The 23,992-nt window shown below is 37.4% G+C and carries 16 protein-coding genes; 1 reads left to right on the top strand and 15 read right to left on the bottom strand.

All coding sequences use genetic code 11. The features are described 5' to 3' along the window. Positions 1 to 102: 102 nt before the first annotated feature. The 10 genes from G600_RS0101615 to G600_RS0101570 form a co-directional block, all read right to left on the bottom strand. Positions 103 to 528 (bottom strand): flavodoxin, encoded by a 426-nt coding sequence (locus tag G600_RS0101615; protein WP_027430369.1) that lies wholly within the window; start codon positions 526 to 528, stop codon positions 103 to 105. A 116-nt stretch (positions 529 to 644) separates the two neighbouring features. After that, positions 645 to 1,274 carry a DUF3793 family protein gene (locus G600_RS0101610; protein WP_051195308.1) on the bottom strand — a complete coding sequence of 210 codons (630 nt, stop codon included), beginning with the start codon at positions 1,272 to 1,274 and terminating at the stop codon, positions 645 to 647. A gap of 63 nt (positions 1,275 to 1,337) precedes the next feature. Continuing rightward, on the bottom strand, positions 1,338 to 1,631 hold the full coding sequence (locus G600_RS0101605; RefSeq protein ID WP_027430367.1) for a DUF2325 domain-containing protein: 294 nt from the start codon (positions 1,629 to 1,631) through the stop codon (positions 1,338 to 1,340). A gap of 278 nt (positions 1,632 to 1,909) precedes the next feature. Further along, the gene (locus tag G600_RS0101600; RefSeq protein WP_027430366.1) at positions 1,910 to 2,287 is read right to left on the bottom strand and encodes a heavy-metal-associated domain-containing protein; all 378 of its coding nucleotides are present in this window, start codon (positions 2,285 to 2,287) and stop codon (positions 1,910 to 1,912) included. Positions 2,288 to 2,488: 201 nt separating this feature from the next. Further along, positions 2,489 to 6,241 carry a phosphoribosylformylglycinamidine synthase gene (locus G600_RS0101595; RefSeq protein ID WP_027430365.1) on the bottom strand — a complete coding sequence of 1,251 codons (3,753 nt, stop codon included), beginning with the start codon at positions 6,239 to 6,241 and terminating at the stop codon, positions 2,489 to 2,491. A 195-nt stretch (positions 6,242 to 6,436) separates the two neighbouring features. Further along, a complete protein-coding gene (locus tag G600_RS0101590) occupies positions 6,437 to 7,372 on the bottom strand; it encodes a M14 family metallopeptidase (RefSeq protein WP_027430364.1) in 936 nt (311 codons plus the stop codon). Between the two features lie 9 nt (positions 7,373 to 7,381). Then, positions 7,382 to 8,347, bottom strand: a complete 966-nt coding sequence (locus G600_RS0101585) for a M14 family metallopeptidase (protein WP_330361961.1) — start codon at positions 8,345 to 8,347, stop codon at positions 7,382 to 7,384. A gap of 119 nt (positions 8,348 to 8,466) precedes the next feature. Further along, positions 8,467 to 9,885, bottom strand: a complete 1,419-nt coding sequence (locus G600_RS0101580; RefSeq protein WP_027430362.1) for a DUF342 domain-containing protein — start codon at positions 9,883 to 9,885, stop codon at positions 8,467 to 8,469. A gap of 42 nt (positions 9,886 to 9,927) precedes the next feature. Next, positions 9,928 to 10,863, bottom strand: coding sequence for a hypothetical protein (locus G600_RS0101575; protein ID WP_027430361.1), 936 nt, complete (start codon positions 10,861 to 10,863; stop codon positions 9,928 to 9,930). 118 nt (positions 10,864 to 10,981) lie between these two features. Next, positions 10,982 to 13,507 carry an ATP-dependent DNA helicase gene (locus G600_RS0101570; protein ID WP_027430360.1) on the bottom strand — a complete coding sequence of 842 codons (2,526 nt, stop codon included), beginning with the start codon at positions 13,505 to 13,507 and terminating at the stop codon, positions 10,982 to 10,984. 152 nt (positions 13,508 to 13,659) lie between these two features. On the opposite strand from G600_RS0101570, the gene G600_RS0101565 reads away from it, so the two are divergent. Beyond that, the gene (locus tag G600_RS0101565) at positions 13,660 to 14,730 is read left to right on the top strand and encodes a glycosyltransferase family 2 protein (RefSeq protein ID WP_027430359.1); all 1,071 of its coding nucleotides are present in this window, start codon (positions 13,660 to 13,662) and stop codon (positions 14,728 to 14,730) included. A gap of 103 nt (positions 14,731 to 14,833) precedes the next feature. Here the strand turns inward: G600_RS0101565 and G600_RS13440 are convergent, their stop codons facing one another. From G600_RS13440 to G600_RS0101540, 5 genes are all read right to left on the bottom strand, one after another. Continuing rightward, on the bottom strand, positions 14,834 to 17,362 hold the full coding sequence (locus G600_RS13440) for a glycoside hydrolase family 2 protein (protein ID WP_034245131.1): 2,529 nt from the start codon (positions 17,360 to 17,362) through the stop codon (positions 14,834 to 14,836). A gap of 336 nt (positions 17,363 to 17,698) precedes the next feature. Then, positions 17,699 to 18,871, bottom strand: coding sequence for a cadherin-like beta sandwich domain-containing protein (locus G600_RS0101555; RefSeq protein WP_027430358.1), 1,173 nt, complete (start codon positions 18,869 to 18,871; stop codon positions 17,699 to 17,701). 49 nt (positions 18,872 to 18,920) lie between these two features. After that, complete coding sequence (locus G600_RS13435; protein WP_051195307.1) at positions 18,921 to 20,996, bottom strand: dockerin type I domain-containing protein; 2,076 nt, start codon at positions 20,994 to 20,996, stop codon at positions 18,921 to 18,923. Positions 20,997 to 21,296: 300 nt separating this feature from the next. Then, complete coding sequence (locus G600_RS14870; protein ID WP_051195306.1) at positions 21,297 to 22,307, bottom strand: glycosyltransferase; 1,011 nt, start codon at positions 22,305 to 22,307, stop codon at positions 21,297 to 21,299. Positions 22,308 to 22,363: 56 nt separating this feature from the next. Then, on the bottom strand, positions 22,364 to 23,965 hold the full coding sequence (locus G600_RS0101540) for a peptide chain release factor 3 (protein ID WP_051195305.1): 1,602 nt from the start codon (positions 23,963 to 23,965) through the stop codon (positions 22,364 to 22,366). Positions 23,966 to 23,992: the final 27 nt, after the last annotated feature.

The raw sequence follows: 23,992 nt of genomic DNA, 5'->3' as shown, positions 1-23,992 counted from the left end.
TTTGAAAATATAAAGGAAATTATTTTCATGTCTTAAAAAAGGCACGGGTAAAACATTTCTATTTAGTTTGGTTTGAGTTTAGTTATAAGTATTAACAGATTATTATGCTGCTAATGTTTCACCTAACTTCTTAGCATTTGCTAAAGCATCGTCATCTGGTGCCTCATTACAAATAACAGAAGCACCTGCAAGATTAGCACCTGCTGTCTTTGCTCTATTTTCCCATTCTTCCATCCATTCACCTGAACCCCAGCCGTATGAACCAAAGAGGGCAATCTTCTTTCCTGAAAGTGAAGATTCAAGTTCTGTAAATACAGGATCTACCTCTGTTTCTTCAAGCTGCTCAGCACCCATTGCTGGACAACCAAATGCAATTGCATCATATGAAGCGATATTAGATGAATTAATATCACCAAATCCTAATACTGATACTTCTGCACCTGCAGACTTAGCTCCTTCTGCTACTGCGTTTGCTAAAGCTTCTGTGTTACCTGTCTGGCTCCAGAATACTACTGCTACTTTACTCATTATTTTCCTCCATTCTCCCGCCATGCGGTTATTAAGTAGTGTTACCCATGTTAACCCGTACATAGGTTATATAAAAAACAATTACTTGTTTTTTAACGATTTTGAAAATGTAAAACTTACGCGCTTACTGTAAGCTGACATAAGCTTCTTCCCTGTAGGAAGACTTTTTTATAGACCTCGATACATTTTCTATACTGTTCAAACTTCATCTTAGAGCTTTCCTCATCACCATATACCTTCCAAAAGCCACAGCACTTGCAATTCTGTCCCTTTTGTTCAATAAATCCTTTTACATCCACTGCAGGATATCCAAGGAATAATCCAATCTCATGAGGAAAACACTCAGATTCATTGACTCTTCTAGTAAGAAAATATATCGCCTTCTCACAAATCTCAATCATGCTGCATTCTCTAGGGCTTGTCTTTTTAATGTAATCCCCGTAGCCTTCCTTTTTTAAAAGGCTTACTGCAAGCGGATTGGTTAAGTCTTTGGCAAGTCTTACCGGTCTATAGACATATAAAAGAGCTCTAGTCATGGACTTTCTAAGAATTCTTACATATACGCCCTTAATGTTTAATAATCCATTAATTCTGGCAAGTTCTTTATGCATATTTGTAAGATCATCGAACTTATAGTTGAAAAGATTTGCGGTTTTCAAACCTGCTAAGGTTGGGGCACATTCTCTAATTAAATCCATCTCGATTTTGTTATCCACCCATCTCCTAAGTTCTAAGATATCTTCCATGACTGTTACTCCCTTAAATACATACGTAGTAGTTTTTAAAGACCCTCTCCAAGGTCATGTCATTTATGCTTCAATAGCTGCAAAATATTCGTCGAGCACGTTATTTAATGAAGAAGCACTACTAGAATGTGTTCTAATAACTTCAATATCATTTTTCTTTGCTTCACTAACAGCTGATAGCACCATCTTATGAGAAACTGTATTTGTAAAAAGAATCATGAGATCAGGACTACCAAGACGGTCCCTAAATCCGCTCTTTTCCTTAACGAAAACCTTAGCCTTACAACCATGCTTCTTACAAATCTTCTCGTACTGGCACACCATACACTCATTACCACCAATAATTACAACGCTCATGATTACCTCCTCAATCTAGCGCCCATTAATCTAACTTAAGTCAAGTTAAATAGTGTTCTATTATCATATCCCCTTATAGCTATAAGTTTAAAACATCTCACTTACGTTAGACTAATCTAACCAATATGTTTAAAATAACGGGTTACTTAATAACCCGAATAAAAAATCCTTTTTAGTTAGCTATCGCTAACTTAATTATAAGTTAGCACAGTCTAACCCACTTGTCAAGGGCTTTTCCCAATACTATTGTTTATAATAGTATTGGGAAAATAAGCCTTTTAAGACAACTTTTCATCTTTAATTGAGAGTAATTTAAAATCTAGTCTTTCAACAGCTATCTTTAAAGCTGCATCATCTAGTTCTCTATCATAATCTACAATGGCAATATTTTTCTTTAAATCAACCACTGCTGAAGCACCATCTAATCTATTGATTGAACGTTCTACACTATTCTTACAATTGTCGCAATGCATGCCCTCAATAGATAATGTCTTTCGTCCAATTACTGGATTATCTAGTTTTTTTCTTTCCTGGCTAGCAACTTCATCCTGGCCTCCGCCGCAGCATCCGCCTTCACCCTTCATATGCTTTCTTGACTGAATAAAAGCAAATACTACAACTACTAAAAGAATAACAACAACGATTGCTGATCCCATCAAATCACCTTCTATATATAAAATTTAGTTTGTGATGACTAACTCACAGTCAAAATACTACTATTTGAAATTATAAAAGTCAATAAAAAAGCCCACCATTTACTAATAAGATATAAATATCTATTAGAAAATGGTGAGCTTTTATTTCTAAATACTTACACAATCAATTATACTAACAAATTACAACCAAACAGCAACTTTTTATAAGAAGTATTTAACACCTGACTCGAAGATCTTGAGATCCTGTTCGCCATAGATGTTAATAGCAACTGAATCGCCACGTCTTTCTGAGTGAGCCATCTTACCAAGGCAACGACCATCTGGAGATGTAATACCTTCAATAGCCATATATGAACCGTTGATGTTCCACTCTTCATCCATTGATACATTTCCATCTAAGTCACAGTACTGTGTTGCAACCTGTCCGTTAGCAATAAGCTTATCAAGCCATTCCTTAGGAGCTACAAATCTACCTTCACCGTGTGAAGCTGGGTTTGTATAAACGCCACCAAGCTTAGCGCCTGCAAGCCATGGGCTCTTATTAGATGCAACTCTGATGTATGCCATCTTAGAGATATGACGGTTAATTGTGTTATATGTAAGAGTTGGTGAGTTAGAATCCTGACCTGTAATTTCACCGTTTGGTACTAAACCAAGCTTAATAAGAGCCTGGAAACCATTACAGATACCAAGAGCTAAACCATCTCTTTCGTTAAGAAGCTTTGTAACTTCTTCCTTCATCTTTTCATTTCTAAATGCTGTAGCAAAAAACTTAGCAGAACCATCTGGTTCATCACCAGCTGAGAAACCACCTGGGAACATGATAATCTGTGACTGTGAAATAGCCTTGCTAAATTCATCAACAGATTCTCTGATGCTTGCAGCATCTAAGTTCTTAAATACCTTAACGATTGTGTTTGCGCCAGCATTTTCAAAAGCTCTAGCTGAATCATATTCACAGTTTGTACCTGGGAATACAGGGATGAATACTGTTGGCTTAGCAACCTTATTCTTGCAAATGTGAATTTCCTTAGCGTCGTAGCTAATAGCCTCAATCTTATCTGTTTCCTTAGAAGCCTTTGTTGGGAATACTGACTCAAGTGTGTCAGACCAAACGCTAAGAGCTTCTTCAAGATTAATTGAAACATTCTTATATGTAAACTTAGCTTCAGCAGTTACCTCACCAACCTTAGTATAAGCAACCTTAATATCAGCTAATCTATCTGCAGGAACTTCTGCAACGATGCAGCCATAGCTTGGAGAGAATAAATCCTTCTTAGCTAAGCTTTCATCTAATGCTACACCTAACTTGTTACCAAATGCCATCTTAGATACTGCTGGTACAAGACCCTTAGCATCAAGAACATAAGCTGAAACAATAGCCTTTGATAATGTAAGCTCATGGATAGCTGAATACATCTCCTTAAGCTGTGTAAAGTTAGGAAGATCATACTGATCCTTAGCAATATCAAATCTAACTAAGACATTACCTGCTGCCTTTAATTCAGGAGTGACAATGTCTGATTCCTTAGCAATATCAATAGCGAAAGAACAAAGTGTTGGTGGAACATCGATATCTTCAAATGTACCTGACATACTATCCTTACCACCAATTGATGGAAGACCGAATTCCATCTGAGCCTCGTAAGCACCAAGAAGTGCTGCAAAAGGCTGACTCCATCTCTTAGGATCTTCGCTCATTCTTCTAAAGTATTCCTGGAATGTAAATCTAATCTTCTTATAATCACCACCAGTTGCAACGATCTTAGCAACTGAATCAACTACAGCATACATAGCGCCATGGTATGGGCTCCACTTTGAAAGGAATGGATCAAAACCATAAGACATCATTGTTACTGTATCGCACTTACCCTTAAGAACTGGTAACTTAGCAACCATAGCCTGTGTTTCTGTAAGCTGATACTTACCACCATAAGGCATTGTTACTGTGCCTGCACCGATTGAAGAGTCAAATCTTTCTACAAGACCCTTCTGAGAGCATTCATTTAAGTCACCTAAAACCTTAAGCCAGCTAGCTCTAACATCTTCTACTTCTACAGGAGTTAATACATTTTCTTCTTCAACAGGCATCTCAACTTCTACGCAAGTTTCCTGGTGAGCACCGTTAGTATCAAGGAAAGCTCTTGAAATATTAACGATATCCTTACCTCTCCATGTAAGTACAAGTCTTGGTTCCTCTGTAACAACAGCAACTTCAATAGCCTCTAAGTTTTCTTCTGCTGAATAAGCTAAGAATTCCTTAACATCCTTAGGATCAACTACAACAGCCATTCTTTCCTGTGATTCTGAAATTGAAAGTTCTGTACCATCAAGACCTTCATACTTCTTTGGAACCTTATCAAGATCAACTCTTAAACCATCAGCTAATTCACCAATAGCAACTGAAACGCCGCCAGCACCAAAATCGTTACACTTCTTAATAAGCTTTGTAACTTCTGGTCTTCTAAAGAGTCTCTGCATCTTTCTTTCAGTAGGTGCATTACCCTTCTGAACTTCTGCGCCACACTCTTCAATAGACTTCTCTGTATGAACCTTAGATGAACCTGTAGCACCACCACAGCCATCACGTCCTGTTCTACCACCAAGTAAGATAATGATATCTCCTGGATCTGAACTTTCTCTCTTAACTGCAGCTCTTGGAGCAGCGGCCATAACAGCACCGATTTCCATTCTCTTAGCTACGTAATCTGGATGATATAATTCCTTAACATAACCTGTTGCAAGACCAATCTGGTTACCGTATGAAGAATAACCATGAGCAGCACCTGTAACTAACTTTCTTTGTGGAAGCTTACCATGCATTGTCTCAGATACTGGAACTGTAGGATCTGCAGCACCTGTAATTCTCATAGCCTGGTAAACGTAAGTACGTCCTGAAAGTGGATCACGAATTGCACCACCAAGACATGTTGCAGCGCCACCGAAAGGTTCGATTTCAGTAGGATGGTTATGAGTTTCATTCTTGAAGTTTACTAACCATTCTTCTGTCTTTCCATCTATTTCAACTGGGACAACAATTGAACAAGCATTAATTTCTTCTGATTCTTCCTGATCATCAAGTAAGCCCATCTTCTTAAGCTTCTTAGCAGCAAGTGTGCCAAGATCCATAAGACAGATAAACTTATCCTTGCGACCTGCATAAACAGATTCTCTATCAGCTAAGTACTTCTTAAATGTAGCTTCGATTGGAGCCTTGTACTTACCCTCGTCAAACTTAATATCCTTTAATTCTGTAGCAAATGTTGTGTGACGGCAGTGATCTGACCAGTATGTATCAAGTACTCTGATTTCAGTCATTGATGGGTCACGCTTCTCTTCTGCAGCGAAATGTTCCTGAATGAACTTAAAGTCATTAAATGTCATAGCAAGACCAAGGGAATCATAAAGATCCTTTAAATCTGCCTCATTCATAGCTGTAAAGCCGTCAAAAATCTTAACGTCAGCTGGAGTCTTAAACTCAGTAACTAAAGTCTCTGGAACTGTTTCAAGAGCTTCTCTAGAATCTACTGGATTTATGCAGTTTTCCTTAATCTTTTCCTTTTCTTCTTTTGTTAACTTACCTGAAATAACATAGGTAGTTGCTGTTTTAATAACTGGAGTTTCATTTTCGTTAAAGAACTTAACGCACTGTTCGGCAGAATCAGCTCTCTGATCAAACTGACCTGGTAAATATTCTACAGAAAATACAAAATCATCATCGTTTTTAGTAAATGTGCCTTCATAAACATTGTCTACAGGAGGCTCAGAAAATACTGTTGTTAACGCCTTCTTATAAGTTTCCTCGGATAGGTTTTCCACATCATATCGTATTAAAACCCTGACATTGCTAACAGTTTTAATACCTAGATAGCCAATAATCTCATTCTCAAGCGACTTCGCGTTCATCGCAAAATCCTTCTTCTTTTCAACAAAAACACGTTTAACGTTGCTCATGTCGTCCTCCTAAATATTTAATAAATCATTCCTCGCCTCTAAAGGTAAACGCTACCAAAAAAGACCCGTTGAGAATACACTCAACAGGTCTCAATTTTAACACAGCAAAATAAGTAAATCAATTCATTAACTAGGCAAAAAAGATTATTTTTTTAAGTTTCACACACACAATCAAAGTCGATAAAACTCAAACATCTATTCATGCATTCTTCTAAGAATTTTATAAACTACCTCATCCCCTAAAACCATAGGAGCTGTGTGGGCAAAGAATACGATGCCCTCTGTAGGAGACTTAATTTCTGCCTTTATTTCCCCTTCGTGTGGGTCAAGAATTTGTGCTATGACCTCCTCATGAGAGCAGAAATCTCCTGGATTTTTAAGTCTTTTATAAAAGCCTGCAGTCTCAGACTTTACAGCCATTAAATCCTCTTCATTAGTGATACTAGCAATAAAACCGGAATGGTTGTTATATTTTAAGATACCCATTCTAGTTAAGAATCTAAGCACAGAGGAAACTGCCTGTCTTGCCGAAGTTTCATCAATTAAGTCAGTGCTATTAGTGTATATTGAAAATGCATTCGTGCCCTGCATTTGCCAATTATAATTTAGAGTTACTGTATCCATAGGCTTTGGCTTTCGAATAATTACATAAGGAAGGCCAAAAAGGTTGGCAAGAGAAGCATTTTGATGGCCAGTATCCATAAGTCTTACATGAGGAATAAAATCTCCCGGCATGTAAAAGGATGCAAACTGAATGCCATAACTATAACCCTTTACTCTATTAAAAATAGCAGCTGCAATCTGCTTTGTAGTATCCCCAGTTTCATCTCCTGGGAACTGTCTATTTATATCCTGATTATCAATAGCCCAAAATCTCTTCTCGATGTTCATGGAAAAGCTGTTAGCGCTTGGAATCACAACAATTTCATGATTGTGAGTAATTGCCCCGTGAGCCTCTAAGTACTTTAAAGTCTTAATAAGCTGTGAGCAAATGTAGAGCTGCTGCATTTCATTTCCACGAAGAGCCCCTACAATGGCCGCAGATTTCTCTCCCTGTCCGAAACGATAAGCCTCGATTTTAAAATCTTCACGATATAAGCCTTTTAAGCTAAAAACTGTTTCTTTAACCATTAATTTTCCCTAATCCTTATGATAAATTCTGCAAAGTAGCGCACCCTTATAAACTACCGGATGCTCTCTAATAGTAAATATAATTCCATCCACCGGCGACTCTAAATGCTGTAAAATGCGTCCTTCAATAGGTTCAATAATATCTCCTATGTGACTGCCAATAGAAATCTCTCCAAGATTTTCCATATTAGGCACAAAAAGTCCAGATTCTAGAGCACTAATAAAGGTAACCTCACCCTCTTTAGAAACAATAGGTTCCTTAACCGGCTTAGTATCCCCATCCCAGACACCTACTTGCTTAAGTAAGTTTAGTACACCTTCAAAAAGCTGCTTACAGTAGCTCTTACTAATTCTATTACCAACGCCCATCTCAACTACCATAGTTGGCACCCCAAGATGATTTAAGGAATAAGAAAGGGTTGCCTCTCTTACTGGAAGGGAAGAATAAACCCAGACAAAGTCAGCATTTAGTGACTTTGCGAAAGGAAGTAACTTCTCCTCGTTATCATCATTTAGACGAACCTGTAACATTTCCTTTACGAATTTATTACTTGAGTGAATATCAAGGCACATGTCAGACCCTATAATGTCATTAACTAGATTTGCAGCTGCATATTCTGCAAAAGCGCCATTACTCATACCAGGAAACACCCTATTCATATCTAGGTCAAACATAGGAATTCCGCGGTATCCACTATCAAGTCCTAAAGGATTAACACATGGGTAAATGTCAATGATACCCTTTAGTTTGTCCTCATGCATTTTAATATGTCTTATTAATTCAAAAATAATATACTGTCCATCAAGCTCATCCCCATGAATTCCAGTAACTAAAGAGAATCTAGGAAGCTTTGATAGCTCCTTTTTGCTAAGCCCTTCAGGCTGTAGACGTCTCTTCTTAATTACAAGCTTTTCATGCACTGGAAGCTCGATAGATACTATGTTCTCAATCATCATTACTCCTTCAGATTTCATTTTTTACATCTATAATAATACTACTTTTAGGCCTTAAAAAAAACCACTAGCATTCTCAACTAGTGGTTTTCTAAATTTCTAAAGTTATTCTTGTAAAATGTTACAAAACACGCTTACTATCAATCATCATCATAATCTATTAACTTAATAGCATTTTGCGATTTCTTTACTAAAATGTGTTCAAAAACGGTAGTTGGAATATAACTCTTATCATCCATAATAATTCGACAGCCTGGATAACAGTTCTTCTTTATCTTAACCACTGATCTTTCCGACTCTCTAATCATTGAAAAGAGCTCTTTACTTCTCACCTCTGCCTTTGACTTCTCCGCTTTCTTTACAATCTTAGATTGGAAAATTCTAGTCTCCATATCCTTATTATATTTGTCTGATTCAGCTTCCTTTAAAAGAGCAATCTTTTCAAGGGCCTGATCAAAGGTATCTATAGCTGAATCTATCTCTTTTATTTTCATAATGCATTCCGCATATTCATGCCTAATTTCCTTAGTGGCGCCAACTCTAACAACAGTCTTAGCATTAGTCTCGTGTCCGCATTCCTCCATCTCAACGCCTAAAACCCCTGTGACATCACCACCAATAATAGAACCTCTGTTACCTGAAACATAGACCTTTCCATAAGCTACGGCTGTGGAATTAAGAATGTAATCTGCCTTTATGTCACCCTTACAAAATACCGATGTATTTTCAAAGAATCTAGCCTGAACGCAGCCATCTGCCACGATCTTACCAATCCCCTTAGTATTACAGCCATCCTTAATTATAATGTCCTTCTTAGACTTAATATTAGCACCCTCAACAAAGCCGCTAATATAAATATTTCCCATGGCATTAATATTAACACCAGATCTTACTCCACCAGAAATATTAATATCCCCGTCAAAGTCAATATTACCAACGCTTAAGTCCACATCTCCGCTAATATCAAGGACATCACTAATATTTAAATCATAGTTTCTAAATTCAACCTTACCCGTCTTTGCAGCATAGTAATCGAGGCCATCCTCAGAAACTATAAAGCCCTTGCCTCTAATTCTTGGTGCTGGTTTTCCAGGCTTTGGAACCAGTAACTTACCTAAAACATCAAAGCCAAAGTTACCCTTTGTTGGCTCGTGATATTTACATAGCAAATCTCCTTCCTTAACCTTAACAAAAAGAGTGTTAGTAAAGAAATCTATTGATCCATCCTCTCTAACAGTAGGCTTGCTACCGCCATTTCCAGCCATATCTACATCAAAAAAATAGTCATAAAAACCATCTTCGCCGGCTTCCACTGGTCTACCTGTTGCGATTATGAAAAATTGTCCAAATTTTTTTTGGCTTACAATTTCAAGTATCTTTTCCTCGTCAATTCCAGTTTTTATACCCACTTCCGCAAGCTTATTTAAAACCTCATCGCGGGTATAATCGCTTTCTTTTGAGTCAGGCTTAGATAATTGAATTGCAGCCTCCATTCTATCGTCAGATAACTTTATTTGAATATCTTTACCATTCTCTACATTTTCAATTGTATCGTCCACCTGCTCACCCCCTTTACATACACACTAAAGGTTATAAGAAAACTAATTTGCATAAATCAAAAGATCTGAAGCATCCTCGCCTCTTTCTAAACGCAATCTAATGGCTTCCATCTGTTTAAAGCTATATCTTGCATCCGCATATAAACTGACGTCCACACCACTAGTAAGTCCAAGTAGTATTTCTTGACTTTGCAAATCATTAAGAGTAGGTTCTTCTTTAGAATCTCCTCGCTCTAATTGTTCTCTTTTTTCCCTCATGGTAACTGCATCATAAAAAGGATCAGCATAAGATGCAACATCTATTCCCGCTTCAAGACCCAGCCTAATTTCCTTCATTTGGCCGGATGAGAACCCTAACTGATTATAAACTTCGATATCGATACCATTTTCAAGGCCTATTCTTAACTGCTCCATTTGCTCGCCAGTGTATTCATGCAACATATATTTCGTCACATCTACGCAAGACTTTATACCTAGTCGCAGTTCGTTAAGCTGAAAGGCATCGTAATTGTCCTTTACAAAAAAATCAATATCTAAATCGTCTTTCTTTGCCATTCTAATCTGCCTTAAAACCTCGCCAGAATAACCAGATTTTGCAAACCTAGAAATGTCATAGCCAATCTTTCTAGCTAGACGAATTTCTCTAATAACTGAATTCGAGTAATGTGGATTACACACATCTTCAATATCGATTCCTGCTCTAATTGCTTCCTTTATTTCCTCCATTTGCATGTAGTCAAACTCAGGCGCAGCAAAAGGGCGAACATCCATCCCTTCTTCAAGACCTAGTCTAAGAGATTTCATGCTAGCCGCGTTAAATTCCGGATTGCAATAAATCGATACATCTACTCCATTTTCCAAACCCCTATTAATTTCCATACATTGGAATTCATCAAAACCAAGTGCCATCCACTCATTTCTGTCGGCCTTACGCTTGATGTATTGCCCAATAAGCTTTTCAAATTCTGTATCTTCCATGTGAACTCCTCGCATTAGAATCATTTTCTTGTCTTTATAGATTTTTTCACGCCATAATCTATAACAATGATAACATATTTTATATTTTATCACAATAGACGATAATCTAGTTTTTTAACTATTTAATGCCCCAGAAGTCCTTTACAACATTTTCCAAATAATCCTTGTTTATAGGATAAACCTTGTCCCACTCCCTTGGGAAAAGGGCCTCGTACTCAGGGGTTAGGAATCTGTCATCAAGAAGTAAAATAACCCCCTCATCATCGGCGGTTCTAATAACTCTGCCTGCTGCCTGCAAGACCTTATTCATACCAGGATAGACATAAGCATAGGAATAGCCATCCTTCTTGTTGTCGTTAAAGTAGTCCTTAATAATGTCTCTAGACCTGCAAATCATAGGAATTCCCGTACCTACAATGGCGGTTCCAATAAGGCTGTCCTCTTTTAGGTCAATTCCTTCTGAAAATATACCTCCAAGGACGCAAAAGCCTACTAAAGACTTAATGTCTCGCTTTAAATTAGCCCTATCAAATTTATCATCCACTTTAAGACCATCACTTAGTTTCCCGTCTTCTAAGGAGAAGGCAAATGTAACGTTTAAAAGGGAGTCTTCCTTAGATGTGAAATTTTTTAAAAATTCTTCTCTCTCAATTTCAGACATCTTGCTAGACTGCATAATTACATTAACCTCAGGGTCAAAGGGATTAAGATAGTAATTAGTGTAAAGGTCATAAACCTTTTCCATAAAGGCAAAGGATGGGAAGAAAACCATGTATTTGCCGGGTTTTGCCTTAACCATACCATCAATATAGCTGCAAATCTTTCGATACTCTGTCTCATTTCTTCTAGAATATCTGCTACTTACATCCCTTGCAACAATAACTCTCTTCTTATCCTTATCAAATGGAGAGTTAGCATAAATCGCCTTATCAGACACTTTTCCTGTAATCATTTCCTTGTAATAATTAATTGGAAGTAGGGTTGCAGAAAAGAAAATGGCGCTTTTTACCTGACCTAGTCTAGTGCTTATGTTTCCTGAAGGGTCGATGCAAGATAAATTTATTACAAAATTTCCCCTTTCATCCTCCTCCACGTAGCGCACATATTTTTCATCGGCAATATCCTCCATAGCTAAGAAATGTCTAATATCAAAGTAAAAATCCAGTAGTTCTGGGTAAACTGGCTTGCCCTTTTGACGCTCTAAATATTTCATAAGAACACCTCCAAGACGCTCTAGGGCTAAACTAAACTTTCCAAAGGAAATTAGCTTTTTAAAGGACTTGGCCTCTTTCTTTAACTCAATAAGTTCCTTGTTACATTTATTAATAGCAGACACAATTTTTTTCTCAGAAGGATCCTTTAGTAGCTTTTTAACCTCTAAGAAGTCCTCTTTAATTAGCCTTGCACTATACATATCTCTAGCCCTATCCACTAGGTTGTGGGCCTCATCCACAAGGATGCAGTAATCCCCCTTATTGCCCTCTGCAAAGTATCTCTTAAGGCAAGCATCTGGATCAAAAACGTAGTTATAATCACAAATTATGCCATCACACCAGTAGCTAGCATCTAGTTCCATTTCAAAAGGACATACCGTCTGCTCCTTAGCATATTGTAAAACCACATCTCTAGTTATGGTTTTCTCATGAGTAATCATGTCATAAACTGCCATATTAACTCTGTCATAATGCCCCTTAGCATAAGGACAAACCTGAGGGTTACATTCACACTCATCAAGTGGACAAATCTTTTCCTTAGCAGTTAAAGTAATTGCCCTAAAGGAAAGGCCCTTATCTCTTAATATCTCAAAGGTATCCTCTGCTACCGTTCTAGTTATAGTCTTAGAAGTGAGATAAAAAATCTTATCTATATAGTCTCGCCCCATAGCCTGAACAGAAGGATAAACTGTAGAAATAGTCTTACCAACACCTGTCGGTGCCTGAATATACATATGCTCTTTACTTGTTATAGTTCTATAGACACTAGAAATTATGGCCTTTTGACCCTCGCGATATTCAAAAGGAAAAGATAAATTTCTAATGGATTCATTTCGTCTTGCTCTTTCATCTAAAAGGAAGTCTGTCCATTTTTTAAAATCTAATAAAAGCTTATTAAACCAGCTAGAAAGGTCCTCGTAAGTATATTCCTCCACGAATTTTTTTGTAAATTCTGTCTCTGGATTGCAGTAAGTCATCTGAACTGTTATGGAATCTAGCTCATTTTTTGTAGCATAAATATAGGCATAGACCATGGCCTGTGCCTTATGAACATAAACGGGCTCCTTTAGTTTTGTAATGCCTGACTGCATAGTCTTAATTTCATCCACAGTAACAGGACCTAGGGGAGTTTTATTGCCCTCCTCATCCTCTACAATATCAGCAATAATGCCGTCTGCTCTTCCCTCAATCTGAATGACATAAGGATTTCCAAAATTTGTCACCTGATTAAACTCCATCTTAAGAGGGACTTCTGCGTGATATGCAGAACCTGCGGCATGCTGAATTTTCCTATGGATTCTTGCGCCCTCCTGCATGGCATGAACGTCTGATATTCCTGTACTTCGCTTGTCTATATCTCCACTGGTGCACAAAAATTCCACCAGATTTCTTACTGATATTCTAAGAACATTTTTTACAATAACATACATAGTAATTTCCAATCTTCTAAGTCAAATTTACATATACTAACATACTAGTTTTAGACCATTATAGCACATAATTATATTGTTAAATTTCTATATTTGTTATAAAATTAGTATAGAAAATGTAAACAAAGCTGAATATTCTTCGGAGGTCTTTTATGACAACATTTAGTCTATGTTTAATCGTGAAAAATGAAGAGAAATGCCTTAGAGAATGTCTTGATTCCTACAAGCCTGCCTTTGACGAAATCGTCGTGGTAGACACAGGTTCCACAGACGCTACAAAAGAAATTGCTCTAGAATATACTGATAAAATCTATGATTTTAAGTGGGTCAACGACTTTAGTGCTGCCAGAAATTTTGCTTTTTCAAAATGTAGTTGTGACTACATCTTTAGCGCAGATGCGGATGAGGTCCTAACCCCTGACAATCTTGAAATGCTATTAAAGCTTAAGGAGGTTATGATGCCAGAAATCGAGATGGTCACCTTCCTTTATGTCAACGACTCAAAATACAACACCAGCTATAACTTTAAAACTGAACGCAGAGCAAAGCTTTATAAGCGCATTCGACAATTTACTTGGATTTCGCCAATCCATGAGACAGTGCGCCTTGATCCTGTGATTTTTGATAGTGACATAAGCATTAGTCATAGGCCTATATCTAATCATTCCAAAAGGGATTTTGACATTTACTATAAATCCCTAGATTCTGGGGTTACCTTCCTTGACTATGCCCTTTGCATGTTTATTAAGGAGCTATTTATTTCCGGTGACCGTCAGGATTTTCTAAAGGCTCATCCTTATTTGGAGAAAATGTCACGCTCTAACTACTATAAAGAGGACACTCTAAAGTACATCCGCGTGGCGCTAATACATGTCTATAGGCTAGAAAATGATTTTGATAATTTCTTCAAGCTAGTATCCTTAGAGCTTTGCGACAACCCAAGTGCAGAGACCTGTCTTGAGCTTGGCTACTACTATGAGGATAATCTAGATTACGAGCAGGCCATTCTTTGGTTTATAAATGCTGCCAATGAAACTGCAAGCATTATTGATATCCATGCCTGCACCGATACCCCACGCTACTCTCTTTCAAGATGCTATAAAAAACTAGCCCTTGAAGCAGAAGAAGATGGGGATGATGAAATGGCTAGCAACTATAATGACATTGCTAAGGAATACGAGGAACAGGCCGATAATGTGAAATTACCTGAGGTGGATGACTAAGATTGGTAAATTTTTTACAAAAATATAAGCTACTCTTAATTGGATAAATCAATAAGAGTAGCTTTTTTATATTTAATGGGTTTTGTAGTTTTGTTTATTTTTATTAGGAAATGCTAAATTCTACCGTCTTAGAATCCTTATCCCAACCATGTGGCATATTTATTGTAACTTCTGCCTTTCCCTTAATTCCTGTGGTCTTTAGGTAAGTTCCACCCATACCACCAAGAATCTTTACACTTTCAGGTCCAATTATTTCAAGACCTTCTCCCTTAATTGTTATTGGAAGATTGTCATTAAAGAACACTGCCTGATTGCCATTCTCATCCTTTACAATCACTCTAATTTCAGCCACATCATAAGTTTCGTCATCCACTAATTCTGTGCTTGAAACATCTAGTTCAAGGTGAAGCTTTGTAGCTGTAGATTTTGTTCTTGAAATTACAAGCTCACCATTCTTATAACCATCAAATCTAAACTTAGTAGACTCTCCACCCCAGTTGCCAACGTACTTCTGATAGAGTTCGTAAAGCTTAGCATAATTAAGATGATAAATTGTAATTAGCTTTATGCCCTCAAGATAAATCTCCTTTGGCATGTGATTCATACCAAATCTTGCCACATAATTAAAGCATTTCTTTAAGCTATCACTTTGCTTTTTAGATAAATTTTCTCCAGTAATGAAAGCATCACCAATGTAGTCATCTACAAGGATTGGGCCATTTTTCAAATTCTTATATTCTGAATCCTTGTGAGTGTATTCCTTAATAAAAATGTCGTTTTTATACATTTTTACACTGTCACAGTTTGTGAAAATGTAGGTGTTACCTCTCATGCCTGCTGGATGCTCACCAATATCAAAAGAGGAACTTATCTCAAGCACAGGATTTACACCCTGCACTGAAGCATAGACGTAAGCTGCCATCTTTGGATTTCTAAACATATCTAAAACTCCGTGATAGCAAATTCTATCGCCACTACCAAAGTCCTTATGAGTGTTATAATCAAACATACACCAGCCAATAGCTCCGGCAATGTCTTCATTTTTATAAAAATCATTCAAGACCTTTGCGTGTCTAAGGGCATGGTCTAGTCTATGCTCCTCGCAGTCATAGGACTTTGTTGGAAACATGTGGCCGTTAAACTCACTAATCATATAGGCCTTTGACATGTCAGAAGTCACCTTCTTCTTGGCATCCACACCGTCGTTAGTGCCATCGTGGAGGAAGTCGTTATAAGTGTAAACATCCTCAAGGAAAGAACTCTTCTTTAAATATCTAACACCTGCAGTTGCTCTTGTAGAATCCAGCTCTCTTGCTAGCTTATTAGTCTTTGTATAAAGCTCGTCATCATCCACAGATTCATTAATTCGCACGCCCCAAAGAATGATGGAAGTATAATTTCGATACTGAAGCACCATGTTTCTTACATTTTCCACTGCCTGAGCCTTCCAGTCTTCATCTCCAATGTGCTGCCAACCTGGAATCTCAGTAAATACAAGAAGTCCTAGCTCGTCACACTGCTCAATAAAGGCCTTTGACTGAGGATAATGAGATGTACGAACTGTGTTAACTCCAAGCTCTTTTCTTAAAATCTTGGCATCAAGTCTTTGCATGCTATCTGGCATGGCATAGCCCACGTATGGGTAGCTTTGATGTCTGTTAAGGCCTCTAATTCTTAACTTTCTGCCATTAAGATAAAAGCCTGTATCTCTAAATTCTGCCTTCTTAAAGCCAATCTTATACTCTTTAAAATCTCGCACATAGTCCTTATCAAGGAGGCTAACTCTAACCTTATAAAGCTTAGGATTTGTCACATCCCAGACATTGATATTGTCTAGTTCAAGAGATTCCTTTAGGCTTGCACCCTCTTTTTTAGCATCCATAAGGAAAGCGCCATCAAGTGTTTCTAAAAGGCTCATGTCCTTTTTATTCAAAAGCATCTCCCCATCAAAGATCTCATATCTAAGAATTGTGCTATGTAAAAAAGAGACATCATTTGTCTTACTTGTATTCTTTATAACTGTCTCAAAACCTAGTCTTGCCTTGGCTTTGCTAGCCTTAAACTTTTCTTGTTGTTTAAGGGCTTCCGTTAAAAATTCAATCTCACCCACAATCTCTGGCTTTAAATAAACATCCTCAATATAGAGCTTGTCTGTCACTTCAAGATAGACCTCTCTATAAATTCCGCCGTAAGTCATGTAGTCAATAACATAGCCAAAAGGCGGGATGTTTAAGCTCTCCCTTGAATCCAGTTTTACAACTAAGATATTGTCCTTCTCATAATCAAGATAATCTGTTATGTCATAGGAAAATGCAGTGTAGCCGCAATTGTTCTCACCGATTAATTTACCGTTTAAATAGACGCTTGCTCTATGTCCTGCCCCAGCAAAATTAAGGCTAACTCTTCTATCCTTCCATTCCTTCTTAGCTCTAAAAACCTTACGGTAACCACTAAGCATCTGATAAACCGACTCATCAAAATAATTAAAAGGAGTCTCTACTACTGTATGTGGAATTCTAACTGTCTCTAATTCTAGATTACAGTCCCTATCTAAAAGCTCATCACTGTAATTTTTAGTAAATTGCCAGTCATTATTAAGCGGTATTTTCTTTGTAATATTTTCTAAACCCATATAAAACCTCCATTAAGACAAAACATATCTTGAACGCAGTGTAAGCAATCCCACGCTTCAAAAGCGTAAGCTTTAAGCGGGGGATAAAGCTTACTAGTGTCAGAAGGGGTTATAGCCCCTTCTGACAAGTGGCACAAAGTGCCACTGCGTTCATGAGGAAGTAGCGAAGCGGATTCCGAATGTCCGCTTTACATGCCTCAAATTATTGTCTACCCTTGTCCCTAAGCTGATTATAAATGATTTTAAATAAAAAAGAAACTGCTTTTATAAAAACAGTTTCCTTTTATTTTTTTATAAAATTAATTCAGTATTTATGCGGCTTTGATGGAAACTTTTTTATTTTTCATCTTTGTCGATTTCTGTTAATTCGATTTCTTCACTAGGCTCATCTTCTTCACTAGGTTCGTCCACTTCACTAGGTTCGTCCACTTCACTAGGTTCGTCCACTTCACTAGACTCGGCCATTTCACTAGACTCGGCTGCTTCTTCAGATTCATCTTTATTAGCACCAAGCTTTGATAATCTCACGCTTTGAATGCTTATGATAATTATTGCTGCAAGTAGCACCACTGCTAGGCAAAAGAGTGTTAGATAAAAATACCACTTATAAACCTTTGAAACCATGCCCTTAGCCTCTGCCTTTGAAAGATTCACTGCATCGCTTGCCACAAAGGAGTTTGCATCATAGAGCTGAATTGTGCCGTCAATTGACACTTCCCCTTCAACAATTTCCTCGGTCTCTGACTGGCTTTCCTCCTCAGCTGTGCTTTCAGTTTCCGTTGCATCCCCTCTTGTAGTTGCAATTGTGTAAGTCTTTGTGTCACCGTTTTGCGCTGTAACTACTACATAGGTCTCATTAGCGCCCATGTCTAGGTTTGCGTATTTTACTGAAACTGTGGCATTTGCATCATTTGCAACAGCATTAACCACTAAAGTTTCCACATCTGCATCCACGCTAGTGGTGTAATAAGTTGTGGATGATGAAAATGCAGGCGAAAGTACGCCAGGGCTAATCTTTAAAGATTTTAGTGTGTTATCTGATGAATAATTAGCTGCGGCCTTTCCTGTAACACTGCCCTTTGAGCTTGAAACTGTCATATCCTCTTCGTTGCCATCAATAAGTCTTGTATTTCCAGTAACTGACACGCTTGAAATTCCAACTCCCACAATCTTAAAGGTGAAGTTAAAGCTCTTGCTTGTGAAAGTGTCTGTATTAACTAAGCCAAGAGTTCCAGCGCCGCTAGTATCTGCGGAGCCTGAAACATATTGCAAAATGTTTGTGTCGTAGGAAAGATAGAGCTGTGTGGCATAAACCTCAGAACTTGCACTGATGGTCAATGTCACAGTTACGCTCTCCCCTACTGTGGCTGAGGCTGAACTAATGGATATGTTGGCAGTTTGCGCTGCCTTAATATCCTTTAAATTCTGCCCAGCAAATATACTTACAAAGACAAGTAAAAAAGCAATTATTGTGCTTAATAATCTAGTATGTCCTTTTCTCTTTCTCATTTTATTCTCCCCTCTTTTTTAAGCCCTCTAGTTTTGCATTGTGCAGAAGCTACTCTACGATATACTTGCTACCAGTAATGTGTTTCTTAATAGCAACAATATCTAATATATCTGAGCTTCCATTTCTATTAGCATCTGCGGCCTCTAAGTACTCACTGTCTAAACTAATGCTGCCTACTATGTACTTCTTAAGCCTTACTATATCAAGCAAATCAACAACTCCATCACCGTTAATATCTCCATAAATTACAACGCAAAGTGAAGTCTTGATATTTCCGTTGTTATCGTAAATGTTTAATTTGTCCCCAGTGGCAACTCTACCCGTCTTCTCGTTGCCATTTTTATCACAAATTTTTCCATAACCGCCGGTTATAGATACATTTTCTAACACACTTCCAACATCAGAGCCAATGCCTATTCCCGATACTCGACTATTACTTATGGATAGGCTCGTATTATAACTTGTATCTCCGATGCTTCCTGAGCTTTGACTAGATTCTCTTACAATCTTTATGTAATAAGACCTTACACTTCCGTTTTGAGCCCTTACATTTATTGTAAAATTGTTCTCTCCTTCAGATAGACTAACTGTGCCTGTTCCACTTACTGCTGCTCCTGAATCTATGGCCTGTGCACTAATATCAACGCTTGCTACGTTGTTTGGCACGATTACAGAATAGCTTGTAGTGTCCTTATTAAAGCTTGGTGTTAGGCTCTGACCTGAAACTGAAAGGGAGCTTAACTTGTTATTTACGCTACCGCTACCAACTGGACAATCACAGATTGACTCAGGCATATTTTCATAAACAGGAATCTCAAAAACTAGGCTAGTATTCTGCTTCATAGTCTCTGTATATGCCTTGCTAGCAGTTACTGCTTCAGACCTAGCTCCAAGAATATTTGTCATATACTGATGATAGAAATTAGTTACATCAAATTTTTCATAGTAAATAGTATCCTGTCCCTTATTGATATAATTTTTGCCAAGTATAATGGCTCCACCAACAATTGATTTCATTCTTGAGTTCCAAGGTCTAAGACTTGCTGAATCTGATCTATTAGCATAAATAAGTCCGTTAACCACTGCACTTGCGCTACTTGTCTTATAAGCGCCTTGATTATAGTAATTGTATAGTCCACCATATCCGCTAACGTTTCCAGAAATACTTGAACCAGTTCCTTGTGTTCCCTGTTCCTGAATTATTCTAGAAGCTAAATGATATGGGCTTACACCTGATCTTCTTGCCGCTAAAAATAGGGCGTCATTATAATTATAAGAAACTCCTTCAAAGGATAAATCATGACTTGAATTTTCCATGAAGGTTCCTGATATAATGCTTGATAAACCTGACGAGGTTTGTAAAACTGAATTGTATGATAATTTCTCAAACATGAAAATGTAACTACTTGTTAAGAAATTTCTAGGATCTAGGGCATATGCCACAAGGTCAGGTGAGGCCTGAACCCATCCGCCACTATCAAGTTCCACATATGTACCAGTATTCCAGTCATAACAACCTTCTGCCGTTGACTTCCAAGAACTTGCTGCTGAAGAATAAATCAAACTTCTTCCCTTTACATTTTCATTGGCAAGAAGTGTATTCCAATCAACACCTGTCTTGTCTGCAATAAATACCCAATTAGGATATTTTGCATGTAATTGTCTTAATGCGGATTTGTAACTTTCTGGAAATCCTTGACGTGTTAGATAATCTTCGAAACTTTCATCAGTAGTTTGAGTAGAATTCTCCACATAGGAATCGATTGTTACATACTCTGCAGCAATATATCCATATGTGTATGAATTATTGATATTCATAGCAACATATAACCATTCATAGTTGCTTGAATCTGACTCTGTTCCATAAATATCCATGGTTTTACCACCATTGACTTTAGTAATAACATTGCTTGTATTACTAGTATCCATAGATGATCTAAACCTTAGATTTGTTACTCCATCGGTAACATGGCCATAGGCAATAACAGAATTTGCACCATAGGCCTTTGTTTTTGCGTTCGCTACATCAAAAAAAGTAAGACAAGATAATAGCACACATGACAAATAAATAGTAGCCATCACCAATCCTACTAACGATTTAGCTTGAAAACTCTTCTTCTCCATATTCTCCACCTACGTATCTTTCTAATGTCCCCTAACTGTACGTGTTAAGCTTGTTTTCGTTTAATATTAAATTATTCGCATATATTCTAAATTCATAATAACATAAGATTTTTGAAATGAAAAGGGGGAATATGGAGAAATTGTGGGATTTAGGTGGAGAACGGGCGGGCATAGTGTGACTTTTTCTCAACCGGCTAGAAATTTAGGCACAAGAAAAAGTACTGTGAATACCCCGCCCCAGCTAGCGCCCCGCCACTTGGCGCCACAAAACAAGAAAAAGAAGGCTTTCGCCTTCTTTTCCTATTTATTCGTAACCTTATACATCAGCTTTAAAAGCCCTTTCATGTGGTGGTTACTGAAGGTCTTTAAAAAGACCTTTCTTTTATTTAGATTTTCAACGGAATTGATTATTGCAATGAAATAATCATCATCGATTATTTCTTCCATGAGTTTGTCTCTGCTTGCATTATCAATGTCCTTTTTATTCACAAGCTGTTTTAAAAACGAAGCGGTTTGGTCGATAAACATGTTGTCATAGTGGGCAATGACCTCTGCATTGTCCTTGTAGTGCTTGGCATAGTTGATGCCAGCCATGTGAATCTTCTTTACCGATTCATAGTTGTTCTCATGAAATCTAGTTAGGGCTGTTCCTGAAGCCTGAATCATATAATGATAGTATGGCCTTGGATTTACCATAAGGTAATTCGCTCTATCGAGAGCCTTTATGTTAAAGAGGATGTCCTCATATATAGATAAATTTTCATCAAAATTAATCTTATTCCAGATGAGGAAATTCCTGTTATAAAGTTTGTTCCATGGTGAATTTAAGACCTCGTTTTGCATTAAATCGGTAAAGGCATTATTAAAGAATTCATGTCCATTTCCTTCAAAAGCCGATTTAATATTGGTCTCTTTTATTCTATTCTCAGATAGGATGTGATACCAGAAACCAAAGTAGAGAATGTCCACGTCCTTGTCGCCAATGAGGGCCATGTTGTCTGCAATGGTTGTTGGTTCAATATCATCATCCACATCATAAAAATAAATATAGTCACCCTTGGCCATCTTAATGCCAAGGTTTCTTGTAGAACTCACTCCCGAATTGTCTTTAGTGATCACATTGATGTTTGGATATTTCGCACAATATCCCTTTAAAAGCTCTAAACTATTGTCACTACTTCCATCATTAATCATTATAATTTCTAGATTCTTATATGTTTGATTAAGAAGGTTAGTTACGCATTTATCTATGTAGCTAGCGCCATTGTAAATTGGTACAACTACGCTTACTAGTCTATTATTCTCGCTCATTATTCTCTCCTAGCCACACATTAATCAAAGTCTAACTCACAAGACTTGGCACCAAACTAATTATTCTTTCCAAATTCAGATAACTTAAGGCCTTCATTACGTTCAAGAACCATATTAACAGACCAGCTATTAGCAAATACAAGTAATGGGTTGCCCTTTAAGTCCTTAATCTTCTTCATATCAGATGTACCAACGATTCTATCTACATTGATTTCTTCTGGGTTTTCAATCCATCTAATATATTCATATGGAAGTGGCTCAAGCTTAATATCTACGTTATATTCATTCTTAAGTCTGTATTCAAGAACTTCAAACTGAAGTACACCAACTACACCAACGATAATTTCTTCCATACCAGTGTTATATTCCTGAAAAATCTGAATTGCACCTTCCTGGGCAATCTGATTAATACCCTTGATAAACTGCTTTCTCTTCATAGTATCCATCTGTCTTACTCTAGCAAAATGTTCTGGAGCAAATGTAGGAATACCATCATATGCAAACTTCTTATTAGATTTACAAATTGTATCACCGATTGAGAAAATACCTGGATCAAATACACCAATAATATCTCCGGCATAAGCCTCTTCTACAATATGACGTTCTGAAGCCATCATCTGAGTAGACTGTGAAAGACGAATCTTCTTACCACCCTGAACATGATTAGCTTCCATACCTGCTTCATACTTACCAGAACAAATTCTCATAAAGGCAATTCTATCTCTATGAGCCTTATTCATATTAGCCTGAATCTTAAATACAAAGGCAGAGAAGTCTTCTTCAACAGGGTCAATATCACCTTCTGAAGAATGTCTTGCAAGTGGTGGTGTTGTCATATCAAGGAAATGTTCAAGGAATGTCTGAACACCAAAGTTTGTAAGGGCTGAACCAAAGAATACAGGAGTTAAGTTACCTGCCTGTACCTCTTTTATGTCAAATTCAGCACTTGCGCCATCTAAAAGTTCAATATCTTCATCAAGCTTTTCCTTAAAAGTATCACCAATTTCGCCAAGAAGAGCTGGATCATCAATAGAAACCACTTCTGTTTCAACTTCCTTTTGACCATTCATAGCAGCCTTAAAAAGTGAAACTTCTCTTTCCTTACGGCTATATACACCTCTAAATTCCTTACCGCAACCAATTGGCCAGTTAATAGGACATGTAGAGATTCCAAGTACATTTTCAATATCATCTAATAATTCATATGGATCTTTAGCTTCTCTATCCATCTTGTTAATAAAAGTAAAAATAGGAATATGTCTCATAACACAAACCTTGAAAAGCTTAATTGTCTGCTTTTCAACACCCTTTGATGCATCAATAACCATGACCGCAGAATCTGCTGCCATAAGTGTACGATATGTATCCTCTGAGAAATCCTCATGTCCAGGAGTATCAAGGATATTTACGCAGAAACCATCATAATTAAACTGCAAAACAGAAGATGTAACTGAAATACCTCTTTCCTTTTCAATTTCCATCCAGTCAGAAACTGCATGTTTAGCAGTTTTCTTACCCTTTACTGAACCTGCAAGATTAATAGCTCCTCCGTAAAGCAAGAACTTCTCTGTAAGAGTTGTCTTACCAGCATCAGGATGGGAGATAATCGCAAAGGTTCTTCTTTTATTAATCTCTTCAATTAACTTCTTATCAGCCATTGTTATTTCCTTTCATAAATAAAGCCT

It is taken from the genome of Lachnospira multipara ATCC 19207, from assembly GCF_000424105.1.
Lineage (GTDB): Bacteria > Bacillota > Clostridia > Lachnospirales > Lachnospiraceae > Lachnospira > Lachnospira multipara.
The sequence above is the reverse complement of the archived record's forward strand: the minus strand, read 5'-3'. Positions and strand labels throughout refer to the sequence as shown.

Bases quoted from the DNA above. Each gene is read 5' to 3' on its own strand.
- G600_RS0101615 (WP_027430369.1), bottom strand. From the start codon at position 528: ATGAGTAAAGTAGCAGTAGTATTCTGGAGCCAGACAGGTAACACAGAA.
- G600_RS0101610 (WP_051195308.1), bottom strand. From the start codon at position 1,274: ATGGAAGATATCTTAGAACTTAGGAGATGGGTGGATAACAAAATCGAG.
- G600_RS0101605 (WP_027430367.1), bottom strand. From the start codon at position 1,631: ATGAGCGTTGTAATTATTGGTGGTAATGAGTGTATGGTGTGCCAGTAC.
- G600_RS0101600 (WP_027430366.1), bottom strand. From the start codon at position 2,287: ATGGGATCAGCAATCGTTGTTGTTATTCTTTTAGTAGTTGTAGTATTT.
- G600_RS0101595 (WP_027430365.1), bottom strand. From the start codon at position 6,241: ATGAGCAACGTTAAACGTGTTTTTGTTGAAAAGAAGAAGGATTTTGCG.
- G600_RS0101590 (WP_027430364.1), bottom strand. From the start codon at position 7,372: ATGGTTAAAGAAACAGTTTTTAGCTTAAAAGGCTTATATCGTGAAGAT.
- G600_RS0101585 (WP_330361961.1), bottom strand. From the start codon at position 8,347: ATGAAATCTGAAGGAGTAATGATGATTGAGAACATAGTATCTATCGAG.
- G600_RS0101575 (WP_027430361.1), bottom strand. From the start codon at position 10,863: ATGGAAGATACAGAATTTGAAAAGCTTATTGGGCAATACATCAAGCGT.
- G600_RS0101570 (WP_027430360.1), bottom strand. From the start codon at position 13,507: ATGTATGTTATTGTAAAAAATGTTCTTAGAATATCAGTAAGAAATCTG.
- G600_RS0101565 (WP_027430359.1), top strand. From the start codon at position 13,660: ATGACAACATTTAGTCTATGTTTAATCGTGAAAAATGAAGAGAAATGC.
- G600_RS13440 (WP_034245131.1), bottom strand. From the start codon at position 17,362: ATGGGTTTAGAAAATATTACAAAGAAAATACCGCTTAATAATGACTGG.
- G600_RS0101555 (WP_027430358.1), bottom strand. From the start codon at position 18,871: ATGAGAAAGAGAAAAGGACATACTAGATTATTAAGCACAATAATTGCT.
- G600_RS13435 (WP_051195307.1), bottom strand. From the start codon at position 20,996: ATGGAGAAGAAGAGTTTTCAAGCTAAATCGTTAGTAGGATTGGTGATG.
- G600_RS14870 (WP_051195306.1), bottom strand. From the start codon at position 22,307: ATGAGCGAGAATAATAGACTAGTAAGCGTAGTTGTACCAATTTACAAT.
- G600_RS0101540 (WP_051195305.1), bottom strand. From the start codon at position 23,965: ATGGCTGATAAGAAGTTAATTGAAGAGATTAATAAAAGAAGAACCTTT.